Annotated in this window: 14 protein-coding genes; 5 read left to right on the top strand and 9 right to left on the bottom strand. The window is 68.6% G+C overall.

What is annotated here, in order from left to right; genetic code table 11:
- Nucleotides 1-41: 41 nt before the first annotated feature.
- Genes ACF8O7_RS19905 through ACF8O7_RS19895 form a run of 3 tightly spaced genes read right to left on the bottom strand, consistent with a single transcriptional unit; the run spans nucleotide 42 to nucleotide 2483 of the window.
- Nucleotides 42-419, bottom strand: a complete 378-nt coding sequence (locus tag ACF8O7_RS19905) for a DUF3325 domain-containing protein (RefSeq protein WP_126312216.1) — start codon at nucleotides 417-419, stop codon at nucleotides 42-44.
- Entirely contained in the window at nucleotides 416-2137 is a 1722-nt protein-coding gene (locus tag ACF8O7_RS19900) for a PepSY domain-containing protein (protein WP_126312217.1), read from the bottom strand. Before ACF8O7_RS19900 ends, ACF8O7_RS19905 begins: the two co-directional genes overlap by 4 nt.
- Nucleotide 2138: 1 nt before the next feature.
- On the bottom strand, nucleotides 2139-2483 hold the full coding sequence (locus ACF8O7_RS19895) for a DUF3649 domain-containing protein (RefSeq protein WP_126312218.1): 345 nt from the start codon (nucleotides 2481-2483) through the stop codon (nucleotides 2139-2141).
- A 714-nt stretch (nucleotides 2484-3197) separates the two neighbouring features.
- Here ACF8O7_RS19895 and ACF8O7_RS19890 point away from each other — a divergent pair.
- Both ACF8O7_RS19890 and ACF8O7_RS19885 read left to right on the top strand, forming a co-directional pair.
- Nucleotides 3198-3569: a hypothetical protein gene (locus ACF8O7_RS19890; RefSeq protein WP_126312219.1), complete on the top strand. Its 372-nt coding sequence runs from the start codon at nucleotides 3198-3200 to the stop codon at nucleotides 3567-3569.
- Nucleotides 3570-3572: 3 nt separating this feature from the next.
- Entirely contained in the window at nucleotides 3573-3830 is a 258-nt protein-coding gene (locus tag ACF8O7_RS19885) for a hypothetical protein (protein ID WP_209800570.1), read from the top strand.
- Nucleotides 3831-3958: 128 nt separating this feature from the next.
- Here the strand turns inward: ACF8O7_RS19885 and ACF8O7_RS19880 are convergent, their stop codons facing one another.
- The 6 genes from ACF8O7_RS19880 to ACF8O7_RS19855 form a co-directional block, all read right to left on the bottom strand.
- The gene (locus ACF8O7_RS19880; protein WP_126312221.1) at nucleotides 3959-6493 is read right to left on the bottom strand and encodes a TonB-dependent receptor; all 2535 of its coding nucleotides are present in this window, start codon (nucleotides 6491-6493) and stop codon (nucleotides 3959-3961) included.
- Between the two features lie 141 nt (nucleotides 6494-6634).
- Entirely contained in the window at nucleotides 6635-7618 is a 984-nt protein-coding gene (locus ACF8O7_RS19875; RefSeq protein ID WP_126312222.1) for a FecR domain-containing protein, read from the bottom strand.
- Nucleotides 7619-7623: 5 nt separating this feature from the next.
- A complete protein-coding gene (locus tag ACF8O7_RS19870; protein WP_016450750.1) occupies nucleotides 7624-8106 on the bottom strand; it encodes a sigma-70 family RNA polymerase sigma factor in 483 nt (160 codons plus the stop codon).
- A gap of 126 nt (nucleotides 8107-8232) precedes the next feature.
- Nucleotides 8233-10719 carry a TonB-dependent receptor gene (locus ACF8O7_RS19865; RefSeq protein ID WP_126312223.1) on the bottom strand — a complete coding sequence of 829 codons (2487 nt, stop codon included), beginning with the start codon at nucleotides 10717-10719 and terminating at the stop codon, nucleotides 8233-8235.
- 89 nt (nucleotides 10720-10808) lie between these two features.
- On the bottom strand, nucleotides 10809-11813 hold the full coding sequence (locus tag ACF8O7_RS19860) for a FecR domain-containing protein (RefSeq protein WP_392444069.1): 1005 nt from the start codon (nucleotides 11811-11813) through the stop codon (nucleotides 10809-10811).
- Entirely contained in the window at nucleotides 11792-12316 is a 525-nt protein-coding gene (locus ACF8O7_RS19855; RefSeq protein ID WP_126312225.1) for a sigma-70 family RNA polymerase sigma factor, read from the bottom strand. The genes ACF8O7_RS19860 and ACF8O7_RS19855 overlap by 22 nt, the downstream gene beginning before the upstream one ends.
- A gap of 227 nt (nucleotides 12317-12543) precedes the next feature.
- On the opposite strand from ACF8O7_RS19855, the gene ACF8O7_RS19850 reads away from it, so the two are divergent.
- From ACF8O7_RS19850 to prfB, 3 genes are all read left to right on the top strand, one after another.
- The gene (locus ACF8O7_RS19850) at nucleotides 12544-15132 is read left to right on the top strand and encodes a GGDEF and EAL domain-containing protein (RefSeq protein WP_047219769.1); all 2589 of its coding nucleotides are present in this window, start codon (nucleotides 12544-12546) and stop codon (nucleotides 15130-15132) included.
- A gap of 269 nt (nucleotides 15133-15401) precedes the next feature.
- Nucleotides 15402-17261, top strand: a complete 1860-nt coding sequence (locus ACF8O7_RS19845) for a methyl-accepting chemotaxis protein (protein ID WP_392444068.1) — start codon at nucleotides 15402-15404, stop codon at nucleotides 17259-17261.
- A gap of 291 nt (nucleotides 17262-17552) precedes the next feature.
- A protein-coding gene (prfB, locus tag ACF8O7_RS19840; protein ID WP_126312227.1) for a peptide chain release factor 2 occupies nucleotides 17553-18657 on the top strand; the annotation gives its coding sequence in 2 pieces (ribosomal slippage) (nucleotides 17553-17633 and nucleotides 17635-18657; 1104 coding nt in all).
- Nucleotides 18658-18670 lie beyond the last annotated feature (13 nt).

Genomic DNA, 18670 nt, shown 5'->3' with positions numbered 1-18670 from the left:
CCCGACCACACACACCCCGAACTGGAACGAAAGCAGGAAACTCATCTGAAAAACCCCGTAGTACCGAAACTGAAAACAATCCACGCCAAATCCGCCACGGCAAGCACGCCAGCCAACCAGGCCAGCCGCGCCGCCCAGCGCGCATGGGCGCTGATCAGGGCCACGGCCATCAGCGCGCCGGCGGACACAAAGCCCAGCCAGGCCACCGTGCCCACCGTGCCGCCCCAGCCCGAGACAACGGGCACAAGGGCCAGCGCCAGCAGCGCCGTGCCCAGGCCGCGCAACTGCGGGCCACGGCGGGCCGGCAGCTCGTGCGCGCCGGTCAATTGTTCGTAGTGGCGGTCCATGGCAAAGGCCAGGGCCGCCATGCCTGCAAAGGCCAGGGCGAGTGCGGCCAGGGATGCGTGCAACGTGCTCATGCCTGCACCTCCGACGGGCCGGCCACGGCGGCCTGCCCCTTGGCCGTCCTTGCCTTGGCGGCGGCACCCGCGCCGCGCCGCGCCAGCCAGCGCCAGGCCCAGGCGGCAGCCAGCCCCGTGGCCAGGCAGAACAGCTCCACCCCGGCGCTTTCCCAGTCGCCCTCCCGCATGTGGGCCCACAGCGGCTCGCCCACGGTGATCCAGTTGAGCAGCGGCAGCAGCAGGCACAGCATGGCCAGCAGGCCCATCTGCTGGCGCCAGGCCGTGGCTGGCGCGCAGGCCAGCGCATGCACCAGCGCCAGGCCCCACAGCCCGAAGAACACGGCCAGCTCCCAGTCATCGCGGTGCGCCAGGCCCACGGGCACCAGGCGGTTGGCCCACAGGTAGCCGATGCAGCCCAGGCCCAGCCCGGCGATGGCCGCCACGTTCAGGCCCTCGATCAGCCGGTACACGCGCGCCGTGGCGCTGCCGAACTCGCCCTGGTGGCGGCTGCGGCGCTTGACCATGAAGAGGATGGCGCCCGTGGCCATCATGGCCGCGCCCGCCAGGCCGCACAGAAAGTACAGCCACTTCATGGCCAGCCCGCCGAACTTGACCATGTGCAGCCCGCCCATGACCGCCTGGGCCAGCGAGGGGGCGCCGCCGTCGGCACCGCCGGGCAGGCGTACCTGCAGCACCTCGCCCGTGGCGGCCGAGAACATGGCCATGCCCGAATTGGGGCTCAGGCGCTGATGCGCACGGTCATCGCTGTTCCAGCCGTAGACGCCGATGCGTGCCAAGGCATCGCCGGGATGGTCGATGACCACCGCGCGCACCGCCTGGCCCATCAGCTCCTGGCCGCGCCGTGCAAAGGGCTCCAGATCGGGCACCGCCAGGGGCTTGCCAGACAGCGCGGGCGGCCCGGCCTCGTTCATGTCGGCGATGAAGGCCGTGCGGGCGGCCTGGTCCGTGCCATAGACCGTCCAGACGCCAACGGGCATGAAGCTCAGGCTGGAGATGGCGATGCCGGTATAGGCAATCATGAACTGGAAGGGCAGCGTCAGCACCGCCACGGCGTTGTGCGCGTCCAGCCAGCTGCGCTGGCCCTTGCGTGCGCGAAAGGTGAAGAAGTCCTTGAAGATGCGCTTGTGCGTGATCACGCCGCTGACCAGGGCCACCAGCATGGCCATGGCGGCAATGCCGATCACCCACAGTCCCACCTGCCCTGCATGCAGTTCATAGTGGAAGTCCACGAAATGGTTGCCGCCCATGGTGGCGCGCGCGGCACCGTGGCCATGGCCGTGGCCGGCCCCCATTTCCTCGCCCGTGGCGGTGTCCAGCTCGGCATCGGCGTACTGGCGGTTGGCGTCGAACCAGTAGACACGCAGGTCGCCGCCGCCCTTGTCGTCGGACGGCCAGATCTCCCACATCTGCGCGCCCTGGTGGTGCTTTTGCATGTAGGCCGCGCCCCAGGCCAGGCGCTGGCCCAGGTCCGCACCCTGCCCGGCCGGCGCGGCGGCGCGCGCTGCCGCCTCGGCCGCCTCCTCGGCATGGTGCTCGGGCGTCATCCAGTGCGTGATGGCTTCCTGGAACACGGCCAGCGAACCCGTGAGGAACACCGCGAACAGCAGCCACGAAAACCACAGCCCGCACCAGGTATGCAGCCAGGCCTGGGCCTGGCGGAAACCGCCCGTGGCAGCGCCGCTGCCGGGGACCTTGCTGATCTGCTCCTTTGCCATCTCAGCCTCCCGCGCCATTGCGCGCCAGCAGCAGCGCGGCGCCGCCCATCAGCGCCGCAGGCACCAGCAACCCCAGCCAGACCCGGCCCGCCGAAACCGGCGAGAACGCCCAGATCACCGCCAGCGCGTGCAGCGCAAAGCTCCACTGCATGCCGGCGATCACGGCATCGACACGCGCGCCGGGCAGCGCAGCGGCCAGGAAGGCCGCCAGCGCACTGGCCAGCGCATAGCCGCCGAAGACGGCGGCCAGCAGGCGGGACAGGACAAGCAGGCCCGGATGGGTGGGTTTGGCGGAATGGCCGGATTGGCCGGATTGGCCGGATTGGCCGGAATGGGAAAGGGACATGTAGTGGGTTGTTCAGAAAAGCGGCAATGCAAATGCCGAAAGCAATGGCCGTGACGGCCCTCCTGATACATGACAAACGAGATTGAAAAAAAGGCCAGCCGCAATGGACAGGGGCCTGGGTGGTTGCCGGCCTACGCCCGGTGTTGCTGTGCCCGCCCGCAGGCCGGCATGGGGCTGGCGCTCACCCTGCACGCGGAGTGCGGTGAAGGAGGCGGACAAAACCATGGGGCTGGATCATAACCGCGCAAAGAAGAATCATTCTCAATGAACGCAACGCATGCCGGGCTCTTTCAGCGGTCCCTGGGCCATTCCTGAAAGGGCGAGATGGCAAGGTGCAACGGGCCGCAAAGCGACTTTGCGCACGCCGCACGCGCTATCATCCGCACCAGCCCCCTGTCACGGGGCCGGTGCTTCAAAACACCCATTTAGTAAGCGGTGCTGCCTCCCCGAAAGCGAGGCCTTATCACGTCTGGATTCCGGGCTGTGGACGCTCGTCCACGCCCCTGCGGTTTCGGGCGGGATGGGGCTACCCGTAAGGGCGTCCGCACATCTTGCTGTGTGTTTTGAACATCCCGTCCACCTGTTTCGTGCTTCAAAACGCGGAGTCGGTGGTTTCAGTCTCAGTAAGGAGCACGGAAACATGACTGCCGTTTCTCTGGCACTCGCCTGCGCGCCCTCTTTTGGCGCCGCCCTTTCCACACGGAGGGCCCAGGCATGACCCCCGCCCAGCCCAAATCCGCCACGGACAGCCACACCACCCGGCAGCTGTCCAATGCCCTCACCCAGGTGGACCATCTCGTGCAGCAAGGCTGTGCAGAGATCTCCTCCATCGCCCAGCTCGCCCTGGCATGGCTGGAGACGCCCAAGGGCCATCGCCACATGGACGTGGTGGCCCGCGCCCTGCAAAGCATCCGCGACAGCGCCGAGACATTGGCCGACTACGCCGGCACCGAGGCCCAGGCCATGGGCTGCGGGTTTGAAGACGCGGCCGAGATGCGCCGCGCCGAAGCGGCCGAGGCAGCCGCCAAGGCCATGGCGCAACTGCTCGACTGCCGCACCCATGAGCCGGTGCGCCCGCAGGGCTGAGGCATGGCCATGGACAAGGACATCCCCAGAACACAGCCCCCCAGCCTGCACCAGTTGACCAGCGCCATCACCGAGATCCACAGCAGCGTGCAGGAAAACTGCACCGAGATCTCGGCCCTGGCGCAACTGGCCCTGGTGGCAGTGCATGCACCGCAGGAGCACCACAGCCAGCAGGCCCTGGCCCATGCGCTGCGCGCCATCCGCGACAGCGCCGACCTGCTGGCCGGCCATGTGAAGGTGGAGGCCCGGCGCGTGGTGTAGCCCCCATCCGCCGCCTACCCCGCAATGGCTCTGCAAGGGCTGCTGGCTCCGCAATGGGCGCCAGCGGCCTGCACCGCCGTCCTCGGCTGCTGCCGCGCCAACTCCACCCCATCCTCACAGGGAAAGCTTCACCACTTGTAGTTCAGCACCGCCATGGCCTGGCGCGGCGTGCCGAACTGGCCCTGGCCGTCGATGTTGACGTAGTACTTCTTGTTGAAGAGGTTGTTCAGGTTCAGCTGCAGCGAGAGCCTGGGGCTGAAGGCGTAGCGCGCCATGAGGCTGGCGGTGGCGAAGGATTTCTGCTCGAAGACCAGGTCATTGCCCGCCACGAAGACGCTGGCGCGGGTGCGGCTTTGCCATTGCAGGCCACCGCCCACGGTGAGCTGATTCCATCCACCGGGCAGGCGGTAGGAAGTGAACAGCTGGGCCTGGGTCTTGGGCGCCCAGGCGTTGATGGACAGGCCCTGGGCGTCACGCGCGACGGTGTGGGCAATGCCGGCCGACAGGTTCCAGCCCGTGGCCAGCTCGCCCGAGAGCTGGGCCTCGAAGCCCTTGCTGGTCACACCCTTGGCGCCGTAGTAGGCGAAGTCGGTGGTGCCGGGCACGACCTGGCCTTCGTCCAGCTGGGCCACGTTGTCCTGCTGGATGCGGAAGACGGACAGCGAGCTGTTGAGCCTGCCGTTGAGGTGCTCGCCCTTGATGCCGATCTCGAAGCTCTTGCCCGCCACGGGGTCCAGGTAGCTGCCGCCACGGTCGCGGTAGTTCTGGGGCTGGAAGATGTCGGTGTAGCTGGCATAGGCCGAGAAGCCTTCGCTCAGGTCCAGCACCAGGCCTGCGTAGGGGATGAAGACGTTGTGGTCGCGCACCTCGCTGAGGCTGCGCACCTTCCAGCTGCTCTGGCGCCCGCCCACGATGAGCTTGACCGGATCGGCCAGCGACAGGCGCAGCGCGCCGTACAGCGCGTCCTGGCGCGTGTGGTCCAGGCTGCTGGTGGTCAGCGGCCCCCAGGTGGGCTCGGCATAGGAGCCGTCCCATTGGTAGTAGTTGCCCACGTCCTGCAGGGGGCTGGTGCGCGCATGGCCGGCCTTGTGTTCGCGGGCACGGCTGCTGGTCAGGCCGACCACGGCCTCATGGCGGCGCCCGCCCAGTTCCCAGCCGCCCGTCACCTGCAGGTCGGCGCTGTTTTGCTGGAAGCTGTATTCGGAGTAGTTGGGCAGGGCCGCCATGCCCAGGCCGGTGGTGATGTCGGGCTGGCGCATGAGGTACAGCAGCTTGGCGTCGTAGGCGCTGTCGCGGTGCACGAAGTTGGCCTTGAGCTTCCAGTCGTTGCCGAAGCGGTGCTGCAGATTGGCGAAGATGCTTTTGTTGGTGCTGTTCCAGCGCGTCCAGTTCGCGGCCGTGGTCTTGGAGGTGCTCCAGTCGGCCGGCATGCCGTTCATGAAGACCAGCGGCAGACCGCCCCAGGTCGAGCCGGTGGGCCGGTTGGCCTGGTAGTCGGCGCCCACGCTGAGCGTGGTGTCGGGCGTGAGGTCGGCATCGATCACGCCGTAGAAGACCTGCTTGCGCGCGTGGTAGAGATCCACATGGGAGTCGCGCTCTTCGGCCATGCCGGCGACGCGTGCGCGGATGCGGCCGTCCTGCGTCAGCGGCATGGACAGGTCCACCGTGCCGCGATGGTGGTTCCACGAGCCCACGCTGGCCGAGGCCGAGCCCGTGAACACCTTGCTGTTGGCGTGCTTGCGCACCATGTTGATGGAGGCCGACGGATTGCCCGCGCCCGTGAGCAGCCCCGTGGCGCCGCGCACCACTTCGACGCGGTCATAGATGGTGGTGTCGTTGCCCGATTCGCCGTAGAACGACAGGCCGATGGAGGTGGGCACGCCGTCGTACTGCAGGTTGTCCACGTAGAAGCCGCGCGAGTAGAAGTCCGAGCGGTCGCTGTCCGAGCTGACGACATGGATGCCGGTGACGCTGCGCATGGCGTCGTTGAGCGAGAGCAGGCCCTGGTCCTCGATCTGCTGGCGCGTGAGCACGCTGACGGACTGCGGCGTGTCGCGCAGCGACAGGCTCAGGCCCGTGGCCGCCGCCGTGGCCGGCGTGGTGTAGGAGCCCGAGCCTTCGGTGGTGGGGCTGGCCTGGGCCGAGGCCGTGACCAGCACGGTCCTGAGTGTCTGGGAGGACGGCGCGCCTGCCGCACCCGCAGCACCCGCCGCGCCGGAGGTGGCCGGCACCACGGGCATCTCGCGCAGGGTGTAGCCGCCGCCGGCCGAGCGCACGGCCGCCAGCGGCGTGCCCAGCAAGGCGCGGTCCAGTGCCTGCTCCACGGTGAAGCGCCCGCTCACGCCGCCGCTGCGCAGCCCTTCGGTGACGGCCGAGCCGAAGGTGACCAGCACGCCGGCCTCGCGCCCGAGCTGGTTGAGCACGCTTTCCAGCGGGCCGGCGGCAATGTCGTACTGGCGTTGCTGCGAAGCACCGGCAGCCGGCTGCGCCCAGGCCTGTGCCGGAGCCAGGGCGCCTGCGGCAGCCAGCCCCGCCAGCGTGCCCGCGCACAGCACCTGCAGCGCCAGCGCCACGGGCCGCAACGCCGGGGCCGCCTGGGATGGGCGGACAGTGGGGGCGGCAGTCTGCCGCATGGAGTTCTGGCGCATGGTCTGAGGGCGCATGGAAAGGCCTTGTTGCAATGGTTGTAGAGAAGCGTTGGCGCACGCTGCGGTGCGCTCCTGTCTCTGTTGACAGCCATCGCCGGCAAATCAGCTCAAATTTTTTTCAGGAAAGTGCGAAGGCCTTCATGCCGGCCGTGCCGCTCATGCCTTGCCCGCCCCGGCAGGCCGCACCATCACCCAGTAGCGCGAGAAGGAGTGGATTTCCACGGGCAGCGAGGAAGTCAGCGCGGCCAGCACGCGGTCGGTATCGGCCAGCGGATAGGCGCCGGAGACGTGCAGGCCGGCCACGGCCGGGTCGCAGCCCAGGCGCCCGCGCCGGTAGCGGCCCAGCTCGGCCAGGAAATCCTCCAGCCGCATGCGCGAGGCCACCAGCATGCCTTCGGCCCAGGCGCTGGCCGCCGTGTCCAGCGCGCCGGAGTGCACGGCCTGCTGGGCCGTGAACGTGCCCTGCTCTCCCGCATCGACGCGCTGCGCGGCATGCGGGGCATGCGCGGGCCGCAGTTGCACGGCGCCTTGCAGCACGCCCACTTCGATGCCGGGCTCGCGCTCGCGCACCGTGAAGCGCGTGCCCAGGGCCTGGACGGCGCCCATGGCGGTCTGCACGATGAAGGGCCGGTGCAGGCTGTCCGGCGCGGTCTGCACGAGGATTTCGCCACGCACCAGCTCCAGCACGCGCTCGGCCGCGCCGTAGCGCAGGTTGAGGGCGCTGCCGGTGTTGAGCACCACGCTGCCGCCATCGGGCAGCGGCAGCCGGCGCTGCTCGCCCACGGCCGCGACCTGGTCGGCCGTCCAGCCGCGCCAGGCCTGCGAGCGCACGACGGCCGCGGAGCCTGCGCCCGAGACCAGCAGCACGGCCAGCGCCTGCACCGCACGGCGCCTGCCGGCCGAGCCGGGTGCGGCCAATGCGGCCCGCGCCAGCGGCATGGGGATGCCGGCCATCTGGCTGCCCATGGATTCGATGCGCTGCCAGGCGGCCTCATGCTCGGGGCTGGCCGCACGCCAGCGCTGCAGGCCATCGTGCTGCCGGGCCTGGGCCTGGCCGGAGTTCAGTTGCAGCCACCATTGCACGGCCTGGCGGGCCACTTCGGCAGAAATGGGGGAAGAAGCGGAAGGGAACGCCTGCATGCCGCCTACTCCGGGAAGAAGCAGCGCATGGCCGCCTTGGCCAGATGCCGCTTGACCGTGGAGATGGAGATGCCCAGCTCGGCAGCGATCTCGCCATGGCCGAGCCCTTCGAGCTGGGCCAGCAGGAAGGCCTGCTTGGCCAGCGCGGGCAGGCGGCCCAGGCGCCGATCTATCTCCACCAGGGTCTCCAGCACCATGAGCCGGACCTCGGGCGGCGGCGCCACGGGCTCGGGCATGGCGGCCAGGGCATCGAGATAGGCCTGCTCGATGGCGCGGCGCCGCACCTGGTTGATCAGCAGGTTGCGCGCAATGGTGGTCAGGTAGGCGCGCGGCTCCTGGAGCTGGTCCAGGCCCTTGGCGCCCAGCACCTTGAGGAAGGTGCTCTGCGCCAGATCGGCCGCGTCGAAGGCATTGCCCACCTTCTTGCGCAGCCAGCCCTGCAGCCAGCCGTGGTGGGCCAGGTACAGGGATTCGACATGGGCGGACAAGGAAGGCGATGGGCTGGACACGCGGCGACCCGAGATTGAGAATAATTCTCAATTATAGGCAACTGCGCCCCTCTTGCGGCCCAGCTCTGCCGCCTGCTGCTGCAGTCCGTTCCTCCTGGCCGCGTTTCAGAACTTGCCGCGCAGGGTGAGCGTCGCGCTGCGCGGTGCGCCGTAGACATTGCCCCAGGCCGGCGCGCCTATGGTCTGGTAGTAGGTCTTGTCGAACAGGTTGGCCACGCTCAGTGCCACGGACCAGTTGCGGTCGATCCGGTAGCCCAGGCGGGCAGACCACACGGCATAGGCTGGCTGCACATCGGTGATGGCGCCCACCGCGCGCGAGCTGGCGGTCTGGAAGTTGACGCCGCCGCCCACGTTCCAGGCGCTCCATTCGCCCGGCAGGCGGTAGTCGCTCCAGACCCGCAGCATGTGCTTGGGCGTGTAGGTGCTGGCGAACTCCACGCCGGCATTGGAGGTGTTGTCCAGGTACTTGAAATGGCTGAAGGTGTAGCCGGCAAACAGCTGCCAGCCGCGCGCCACCTCGCCGCTGATCTCGGCATCCAGCCCCTGGCTGCGGACCTTGCCCACGGAGACATAGCAGTAGGTGCTGGCCGAGCAGGGGTTGACCAAGTCCTCTTCGGCGCGGTTCTTCTGGTCGATGCGGAACAGGGCCACGGCCGCGTTCACCCTGCCGTCCAGCAATTCGCCCTTCATGCCCACTTCCAGATTTCGCCCCTTGATGGGTGCCAGCAGGTCGCCGGCCGCCGTCACGGCGTTCTGGGCCTGGAAGATGTCGGAGTAGCTGGCATAGGCCGACCACTGGTCATTGAGCGCATAGACCAGGCCGCCATAGGGCGTGATGACGCCGCTTTCCTTGTACGGGTCGTTGTAGGCCTCGCCCGTGTTGCGGTAGTTGCTGCTGCCCGTGAAGCGGGTGATGCGGGCGCCGCCGATCAGGGTCAGCGCATCGGTGAGGCCCAGCCGCGCCACGCCGTAGGCGCCGGACTGGGTCATGCGGGTGCGGCTTTCATCGCCGCGATAGCGGTTGGCCAGGAATTCCGCGCGGGACGGCTCGCGGATGGCGGCGCTCGGGTCGAACACGTTGTTGGGCAGGCCCATGCGGATCAGCGAATAGTCGCTGTCGTTGACCATGCGGCCCGTGTTGGCGCCAAAGCTCAGCGAATGCCGGCGGCCGAAGGCGTCGAATTTGCCGTCCACCGCCACGTCCAGGGTCTTGTTGTCGGTGGTGACATCGAACAGGCCGGCATACATCTCGTTGCCCGCCAGCGTGGCGGGATTGATGGCCCCCAGGGCAAAGGCGTACTTCATGTCGTGCTTTTCCCGGGTGTAGCCTGCCGTGGCCTTGACGGTCCAGTCCGCGTTGAAGCGGTGCTGCAGCTCGGCAAACAGCGATGTCTGCTCGCTGTCCCAGCGGTTCCAGTCCGCGCCCAGGAAGGTGGAGCGCGGCAGCCGCAGGTCTGCCCCGTCGGCATAGCGCGGCAGGCCCTGGAAGAACGGCGTGGAGCGCAGCCGCTCGTGGGTGGCGCCCACCGTCAGCCGGGTCTGGGAGCTGAGGTCGTACTCCAGCACGCCGTAGAGCACGCCGGTGCGGCTGCTGGCCACGTCGTAGAAATAGTCGCGGCTGTTGAGGCTGGCGACCACGCGCCCGCGCAGCGTGCCGGCCTCGTTGAGCGGGCCCGTGGCATCGATCTCGCTGCGCAGGTTGTTCCAGGAGCCCGCACTGGCCGAGACCTCCAGCTGGCGCTCTGCCAGGGGGCGCTTGCGCACCATGTTGATGGCGGCGCTGGGCGAGCCCGCCCCCTGCAGCAGCCCCGTGGCACCGCGCACCACTTCCACGCGGTCCAGCGTGGCGGCGTTGCTGGTGAAGTTGTCGGCCTGCGGGTAGTAGAAGGCGCGGTTCACGCCATCGAACTGGTAGGTGTCCACGCGGAAGCCGCGCGAGTAGACATAGCGCCCGCCCATGGGGCTGTCGTACATGGTGATGCCCGTGGTGCTGGCCAGCACGTCGTCCACGGTGTGGAGGTTCTGGTCGTCCATGCGCTGGCGCGTGATCACGCTGATGGACTGGGGGATGTCCTTGATCGCCTGCTCGCCCTTGCCCACCGTGACCGCGCGGGCCGCGTAGCTGCCCGTGCCTTCGCTGGTGGCGCTGCGCTCGGCGCGGGCCGTCACCTGCACTTCGTTCAGGACCGTGGTGGAACCGGCAGCAGCGCCGGCCGGTGCGGCCTGCCTGCGCAGCGTGTAGCTGCCATCGCTGCGCGCCACCATGTCCAGCCCGCTGCCGGCCAGCAGGCGCTGCAGCGCCTGCTGCGGCGCGTAGTGGCCGGACAGGGCCGGGCTGGTGAGCCCTTCGGTCAGCGCTGGATCGAAGGACAGCGAAATACCCGCCGCCGTGGCCACGCCGGCCAGCGTGCGGCCCAGCGGCCCGGGCGCGATCTGGTAGGTCTGGGCTGCGGGAGCGGGGGCAGGTACGGAAGCGGGGGCCGGTTCGGCCGCCTGCCCGGCGCCTGCGGCCAATGCCATGCCCAGCAGGGCCAGGCGGGCGGCATGCGCCAGGGGATGGAAGACGGGATGCGGCATGGGTACGGCAGGCATGGAAATCGGTCCTTGGAGGCGGTGAAGAAAGAAGCTCTTCCTCCGTTGCCAGCCGAGATCCGAAAAAGTGTCACCCTGCCTCGATTTTTTTAGTTCCTGGCGACCACGGTGATCCAGTAGCCGCGCATGCGCGTCTGCACGTCGACGGGATAGGTGGAGGCCAGCATGGTCAGCGTCCGGTCCGTATCGCCCAGCGGAAAGGAGCCGGACACGCGCAGGGCGCGCACCTCGGGCGCGCACTGCAGCAGGCCGGGCCGGTAGCGCGACAGTTCGGCGCAGAACGCGGCCAGCGGCATGGCGTCGGCCATCAGCATGCCGTGGGTCCAGGCCGTGGCCTCGGGCTGCAGGGGCTGGGGCGAGGTCACCTCCCCCGCTCGCAATACCGTTTGCTGACCGGCTTGAACGACCAGCGCCGGGCTGGCGGCGCCACGCAGCGTGACTTCCACGGCGCCCTCGGTCACGGCCAGGCGCACGGGGCCGCCGTCCGCCCTGCCCCCCTCTTGCCGCACGGTGAAGCGGGTGCCCAGGGCGCGCAGCCGGCCATGGGCGGTATCCACGACAAAGGGGCGGTGCGGCGTGGCGGTATCGGCCGCCGTTTCTATGGAAATCGCGCCCTGGCGCAGGGTGAGCAGGCGCAGTGCGCCATCAAACCGGATGTCCACCACGCTGGCCGTGTCCAGCAGGAGGCGGCTGCCATCGGCCAGATGCTCGGTGCGGCGCTCGCCGGTGGCGGTGCGCAGGTCGGCGCCCCAGCCGCGCTGGTCCGCCGCACTCCATACCAGCCAGCCTGCAGGCGCCACGGCCAGCAGCGCGGCCAGCCGGGCCACGGCGGCGCGGCGCTGGGCGCGGTGGCTTCGTGGCCGGTCCAGCGCCGGCATGGCCAGCGCTGCAGGCAGGCCGCCCAACTTGCCCAGCAGCCGCTCGGCGCGCTCCCAGGCCAGGGCATGCTGTGGGTCGGCCTGGCGCCAGCGCTCGCAGGCGGCGCGGTCGGCGTCGGTGGCGCCGCTGTCGTGCAGGCGCATCAGCCATTCGGCGGCCTCGTCGAGCACGCGCGCTTGCAGGGGCGTCTCCATCACGCCATTGCCACCAGGCATTGGCGAAACGCCTGGGCCATGTAGCGCTTGACGCTGGTGAGCGAGACCTCCAGCTGCTGCGCGATGTCCTCGTACTTCATGCCGTCCAGCTGGGACAGCAAAAACGTGCGCCGCACGATGGGCGGCAGCGCGTCCAGCATGGCGTCTATCTCGTGCAGGGTCTCCAGTACCAGGGCGCGCTGCTCGGGCGAAGGCGCCACGGGCTCGGGCAAGGCGGCCAGGGCTTCGAGGTAGGCGCGCTCCAGCGCCTGGCGCTTGTACCAGTTGACGAGCACGCCCTTGGCCACGGTGGTCAGGTAGGCACGCGGCTCCTGCACACCGGCCAGGTCGCGCACGCCCAGGATGCGCACGAAGGTGTCCTGCGCCAGGTCCGCCGCATCCGCCCCGTTGCCCAGCCTGCGGCGCAGCCAGCCCTGCAGCCAGCCATGGTGGCCGGCATAGAGGGTGGAGATTTCGCGGTGCAAGGGGCTGGAGGCGGCGCTGGAGGCTGGGGCGGATGGCATGGTAGGACCCGATGGCTTGAAGGCGGGAGTCACCATCAAACAAGAATCATTCTCAAATCATTGTAACCAGCGGAATCACTTGCCTAAGAGTGCCATCAGGCGGACCATCCAAAGGCGAACAGTGGGAGCAAGTGCGACCAGAGTGGCTGACATCCAGCTGCTGCGCCGGATCGGTATCATTTAGAAACAATCAATCATCAGCTCAGCATCCATCAGGAGAGCGAACCATGTTCGAAACGCGGGTAGCAGGCACGGCAGGACAACAGGCGCTGTGGAGCACGCTGGACAAGGCCATGGCGCTGGCGGAATTCACGCCCGAAGGCCGGCTGATGCGCGCCAATGCCAACTACGAGGCCATCCTCGGCTATCCGGCCACGGGCGCTGAAGGTCTGCTTCACAGCGATCTGTGCACGCAGGCCCAGGCCGACCCGGCCGCCTACGGTCAGTGGCGCCAGCGCTGGGGCGCGGGCGAGACGGTTTCGCGCGTGGGAGAGCACCGGCGCCGCGACGGAAGCACGTGCTGGCTGGAGGCCACCTATGCGCCCGTGCTCGATGCGGCCGGCGCCCTCAGCCATGTGCTGTGCATTGCCACCGATGTCTCGGCCCGCATGCTGGCCGACCGCCGGCGGCAGGAGCACATGCGGCGCCTGTCCCTGGTGGCCGATGCCACCGATGCTGCCGTGGTGATCGCCGATGGCAACTGGACCATCAGCTATGTGAATGCGGGCTTCAGCCGCATGTTCGGCTGGACCAGCGAGGAAGTGGTGGGCCGTGCGCCCATCGCCCTGCTGGTGCCCCATGCCTCGCCCGAGTTCACGGCCGCCTACCGTGCCGAGCTGGACGCGGGCAAGCCCGTGTACCGCGAGGAGATCCTGGTGGGCAAGGACGGCGAGCGCTACTGGGTCAGCGCCCAGGCCAATCCCGTGATGGGGCCGGACGGGCGGCTGCAGACCACGGTGACGGTGATCACCGACATTACCGAAGCCAAGATGCATGAGGTGCTGCAGCGGCGCGCCCTGGAGGCCATGGCCCGCGACCAGCCGCTGACCGAGGTGCTGGACCTGGTGTGCCGCGAGGTCGAGCGCATTGCGCCCGATATCGCGGTCTCGGTGCTGGAAGTCGATGACCAGAACCGCCTGCATCCGCTGGCCGCGCCCAGCCTGCCGGCCTCCTATTCGGCGGCGCTGGACGGCGTGCCCATCGGCCCCAATGTCGGCTCCTGCGGCGCGGCGGCCTTTCACAACCGGCCCGTGCTGGTGGGCGACATCGCCACCGACCCGCTGTGGGCCGACTACAAGCACCTCATCCTGCCGCTGGGGTATACGGCCTGCTGGTCCACGCCCATCTGCGGGCTGCAGGGCGGCGTGGCCGGCACCTTTGCCTTCTACTACCGCCATTTCAACCGGCCCGGCCCCGATCCCTTCCACCAGCGGCTGGTGGAGGCCTGCACCGACCTGTGCGCGCTGGCGCTGGAGCGCGAGCAGGCACGCCGCCGCATCCGGCAGCTGGCCTTCTACGACGGGCTGACCACCCTGCCCAACCGCAGCCTGCTGCTGGCCCAGGCCGAGCAGGCGCTGTCCGTGGCGTCGCACGAGGGCCACGAGCTGGCCGTGGTCTTCATCGACCTGGACCGTTTCAAGCAGGTCAACGACTCGCTGGGCCACCCGGCCGGCGACCGGCTGCTGTGCAGCGTGGCCCAGCGCATTCAGGCGGAGCTGCGCACGGGTGACATTGCCGGGCGGCTGTCGGGCGACGAGTTCGTCATCGTGCTGCCACACTGCGGCGGTGCGCAGGCGGCCGAGGTGATAGAGCGGCTGCAGTCGGCACTTGGCGAGCCCTGCATGATCGACGACGTGTCCCTGGCCAGCACGGCCAGTTGCGGCATTGCCGTGTTTCCCGCCGACGGGCGCGACATGGAGACCCTGCTGCACCGCGCCGACATGGCCATGTACCAGGCCAAATCCGGCGGGCGCGGGCTCTACAGCTTCTTCAGCCCCGAGATGAACCGCCTGGCCCAGGAGCGCCTGGTGCTGGAGACGGCGCTGCGCGATGCCCTGCGCAGCGGCGGCCTGCGACTGCACTACCAGCCCCAGCTCGACCTGAAGGACGGGCGCCTCTACGGCGTGGAGGCCCTGGCGCGCTGGAGCCATGCGGAATTCGGCGAGATCTCGCCCGCACGCTTCATTCCGCTGGCCGAGGAATGCGGCCTGATCGGCGAGCTGGGCACCTGGGCACTGCGCGAGGCCTGCCGCCAGCTGGGCGAGTGGCGCAGCCGGGGCATCGACGTGCCGGCCATGTCGGTCAACCTCTCGCCCACCAGCTTTCACAACCTGGACCTGCCGCGCATGATTGCCGACACGCTGGAGCACAACGCGCTCAAGCCGCAGGACCTCACGCTGGAGATCACCGAAAGCCTGCTGCTGGACACCAACCCGGGCACCATGCGCACGCTGCAGGCCGTGCATTCCCAGGGCGTGCGCCTGTCCATGGACGACTTCGGCACGGGCTACTCCAGCCTCAGCTACCTGCGGCGCCTGCCGGTCAGCGAACTCAAGCTGGACCGCAGCTTCGTCGCCGACCTGGAGCACGACGAGGCCGCGCAGGCGCTGAGCAACGCCATCCTGGGCATAGGCCGCAGCCTGCACCTGACCGTGGTGGCCGAGGGCGTGGAGACGGCAGCGCAGAACACCATCCTGCGCGAACAGGGCTATCCGGTGGCACAGGGCTATCTGTTTTCTCGCCCGCTGCCGGCCGCTGATCTGGAACGGTGGCTGCAGGCATCGAGCGCGCAGGCTGGCCTGGCGACGGACGTGTGAGCGGACGTGTGAGCGGACATGTGAACGGGCATGTGAGCGGACCAGGCCATGCGCGCGGAGACCTTGGCCGGCAAAAGTAACAATCCGCAATAAATATTCGGACTGGACCTATTTTTCCCTAAGCCTCGCCGGCAAGTGACCGATATCTGCGGCATGGCGGCGGCTGAGTGTCGGCCCCGCTGATCGCCACAGATCGCCACCGTTTCCGCCGACTCCCAGCCCCAGCCGCTCATCCGCTTCCGCTCTTCGCCATACGGCACTCCCCCACCATGATGTTTTTCCGCAATCTGAAGCTGGCCCCCAAGCTGCTGGCCTCCTTCATCGCCCTGCTGCTGCTGACCGCAGGCCTGGGCCTGTTCTCCGTGGTCCAGCTGGACCGCGTCAACCAGACCGCCACCGACCTGGCCCACCACTGGATGCCTGCCGAGCGCGTGCTCCTGGAGATGCGCTACCAGCTGCAGCGCTACCGCTCGCAGACCATGCAGCATGTGCTGGCCACCTCCATGGAAGAGATGGCCGTCTACGACAAGAACATGCCCGCGCTGTGGTCCGAGCTGCTGAAGAACCAGCAGGCCTTCGAGCGCTATGCCAATACGGCTCGCGAGCGCGAGCTGATGGCCGGCATCAAGGACGACCTGGGCCAGTACGCGCAGCACACGGCAAAGATCGTGGACCTGTCCCACGCCCTGCGCACCGACGAGGCCTCCGAGCTGCTGCGCGGCGATTCGGTCAAGACCAGCCGCGCCATCAACAGCAAGCTCGATGAACTGATCAAGCTCAACGCCCAGGGCATCGAAGATGCCAACCAGGCCGGTGACGACATCTTCACGGCTGCGCGCTGGTGGGTGATCGCCCTGCTGGTGGGCGCCGTGGTCTTCGGCCTGGCCATGGCCCTGCTGATCGCCCGCAGCGTGGCGCGCCCCCTGCAGCAGGCCGTGAGCCTGGCGCAGGCCGTGGCCGCAGGCGACCTGGGCAGCCGCATCGAGGTGCATGGCAAGGACGAGACCGGCCAGCTGCTGCTGGCCCTGCAGCACATGAACGAAAGCCTGCAACGCATCGTGGGCCAGGTGCGCCAGGGCACGGACTCCATCGCCACGGCCAGCGGCCAGATCGCATCGGGCAACCAGGACCTGTCGGCCCGCACCGAGGAGCAGGCCAGCTCGCTGGAGCAGACCGCCGCCTCCATGGAGGAGCTGACCTCCACCGTCAAGCAAAACGGCGCCAACGCCCAGCAGGCCAACCAGTTGGCCGCCGCCGCGTCCCAGGTCGCCGTGCGCGGCGGAACGGCCGTGGCCCAGGTGGTGCAGACCATGTCCGCCATCAACGATGCCTCGCGCAAGATCGTGGACATCATCGGCGTCATCGACTCCATCGCCTTCCAGACCAACATCCTGGCGCTGAATGCCGCCGTGGAGGCGGCCCGCGCCGGCGACCAGGGCCGGGGCTTTGCCGTCGTCGCCTCGGAAGTGCGCACCCTGGCCCAGCGCTCGGCCGCCGCCGCCAAGGAGATCAAGCAGCTGATCGACGACTCGGTGGGCAAGGTCGAGGAAGGCAGCGCCCAGGTCGATTCGGCCGGCAAGACCATGGAGGAGATCGTGGCCAGCGTGCGCCGCGTGACCGACATCATGGGCGAGATCTCGGCCGCCAGCCATGAGCAGACGGCCGGTATCGAGCAGGTCAACCAGGCCGTCACGCAGATGGACCAGATGACCCAGCAGAACGCGGCCCTGGTCGAGGAATCGGCGGCGGCCACCGGCGCCCTGCAGGCCCAGGCCAAGGCTCTGGCCGAGGTGGTGAGCGTGTTCAAGCTCTCGCCGTCCACCGGCATGCTGGGCAGCAGCCGCGGTGTCAACCACGCCGCCGCCGTGGCAGCGCCCCGCCAAACACCGGCGGCGCCCCGTCCGCATCTGGCGCCTGCCGCTCCCAAAGGCGCTGTGCCCGCACGCGCATCGGCCGCCCTGCCTTCTGCAACTGGTGCGGCCGGTGCAGCCGGTGCAACCCCTGCTCCGGCAGGCGCCGCGCGCCCGGCCCAGCCGGCGCAGCCGGCCCGGCCTGCCGTGACCGCACCTGCAAGGGCCAAGGCCAAGGCGGCCAGCACGGCCTCCGACGACGATTGGGAAACCTTCTGAACCAGGTTTTCGCCCGCCCCGCCGGGGGCGGACACACCGGCCAAGGCCCGACCAGCTCCTGCTGGCCGGGCCTTTTTTCCGGGCGCCTCGCAGGCGGATCACGCCCCTGCCATGGCCAAGCCCTTCAAATCTGCCATGATCGACCGCTGCAAGCCCTTGTTTTGAAAGCCCTCGCCAGTCTGCAGCCCTCCCGCAGCCCCGCGCGACAGGCGCTTGGCCCGGCACGGTGCCCCAGCATGAGAAAATCGGCGATTCAGCCAAGAACACATTCATCAGAAGACGGAACACATCATGGAAGCAGAACGCATCAACCTCATCGGCAACACCCTCGAAGATCTGTCGCAGCGGACGGCAGATCTACGGAGGTATCTTTGACTACGATGCAAAGTATGAACGACTGCGCACGGTAAATGCCTCGCTGGAAGATCCCAGCGTCTGGAACGACCCCAAGAAGGCCCAGGAACTGGGCAAGGAAAAGAAGCTGCTCGACGGCGTCGTGCTGACGCTGCAAAAGCTCACCACCGAGCTGGCCGACAACGCCGAGCTGTTCGAGATGAGCAAGGAAGAAGGCGATGAGACCGGCCTGCTCACCATCGAGGGCGAGACCGCCAAGCTGCAGCCCCTGATCGAGGAACTGGAATTCCGCCGCATGTTCGGCAAGGAAGCCGATCCGCTGAACTGCTTCGTGGACATCCAGGCCGGCGCCGGCGGCACCGAAGCCTGCGACTGGGCCGGCATGCTGCTGCGCCAGTACCTGAAGTACGCCGAACGCAAGGGCTTCAAGGCTACGGTCGAGGAAGAAACGCCGGGCGACATCGCCGGCATCAAGAGCGCGACCATCCACATCGAAGGCGAGTACGCCTACGGCCTGCTGCGCACCGAAACCGGCGTGCACCGCCTGGTGCGCAAGTCGCCCTTCGACAGCTCGGGCGGCCGCCACACCAGCTTTGCCTCGCTGTTCGTCTATCCCGAGATCGACGACTCGATCCAGATCGAGATCAACCCCTCGGACGTGCGCACCGACACCTACCGCGCATCGGGCGCCGGCGGCCAGCACATCAACAAGACCGATTCGGCCGTGCGCCTGACGCACATCCCGACCGGCATCGTCGTGCAATGCCAGGATGGCCGCAGCCAGCACAGCAACCGCGACGTCGCATGGCAGCGCCTGCGCTCCAAGCTCTACGAGCACGAGATGCAAAAGCGCATGGTGGAGCAGCAAAAGCTGGAGGACACCAAGACCGATGTGGGCTGGGGCCACCAGATCCGCTCGTACGTGCTGGACAACAGCCGCATCAAGGATTTGCGCACCAACGTCGAAATCTCGGCCACCCAGAAGGTGCTGGACGGCGACCTCGACGCTTTCATCGAAGCCTCGCTCAAGCAAGGCCTCTGAGTTCCAAGCCCCT

The sequence above is a fragment of the Delftia sp. WSY_16 genome, assembly GCF_043104415.1.
Classification (GTDB): Bacteria; Pseudomonadota; Gammaproteobacteria; order Burkholderiales; family Burkholderiaceae_C; genus Comamonas; species Comamonas tsuruhatensis.
This window is presented reverse-complemented; position numbering and strand designations above follow the sequence as displayed.

Coding starts and splice junctions, on each gene's coding strand:
- ACF8O7_RS19905 (WP_126312216.1), bottom strand. CDS start 419: ATGAGCACGTTGCACGCATCCCTGGCCGCACTCGCCCTGGCCTTTGCA.
- ACF8O7_RS19900 (WP_126312217.1), bottom strand. CDS start 2,137: ATGGCAAAGGAGCAGATCAGCAAGGTCCCCGGCAGCGGCGCTGCCACG.
- ACF8O7_RS19895 (WP_126312218.1), bottom strand. CDS start 2,483: ATGTCCCTTTCCCATTCCGGCCAATCCGGCCAATCCGGCCAATCCGGC.
- ACF8O7_RS19890 (WP_126312219.1), top strand. CDS start 3,198: ATGACCCCCGCCCAGCCCAAATCCGCCACGGACAGCCACACCACCCGG.
- ACF8O7_RS19885 (WP_209800570.1), top strand. CDS start 3,573: ATGGCCATGGACAAGGACATCCCCAGAACACAGCCCCCCAGCCTGCAC.
- ACF8O7_RS19880 (WP_126312221.1), bottom strand. CDS start 6,493: ATGCGCCCTCAGACCATGCGCCAGAACTCCATGCGGCAGACTGCCGCC.
- ACF8O7_RS19875 (WP_126312222.1), bottom strand. CDS start 7,618: ATGCAGGCGTTCCCTTCCGCTTCTTCCCCCATTTCTGCCGAAGTGGCC.
- ACF8O7_RS19865 (WP_126312223.1), bottom strand. CDS start 10,719: ATGCCTGCCGTACCCATGCCGCATCCCGTCTTCCATCCCCTGGCGCAT.
- ACF8O7_RS19860 (WP_392444069.1), bottom strand. CDS start 11,813: ATGCCTGGTGGCAATGGCGTGATGGAGACGCCCCTGCAAGCGCGCGTG.
- ACF8O7_RS19855 (WP_126312225.1), bottom strand. CDS start 12,316: ATGCCATCCGCCCCAGCCTCCAGCGCCGCCTCCAGCCCCTTGCACCGC.
- ACF8O7_RS19850 (WP_047219769.1), top strand. CDS start 12,544: ATGTTCGAAACGCGGGTAGCAGGCACGGCAGGACAACAGGCGCTGTGG.
- ACF8O7_RS19845 (WP_392444068.1), top strand. CDS start 15,402: ATGATGTTTTTCCGCAATCTGAAGCTGGCCCCCAAGCTGCTGGCCTCC.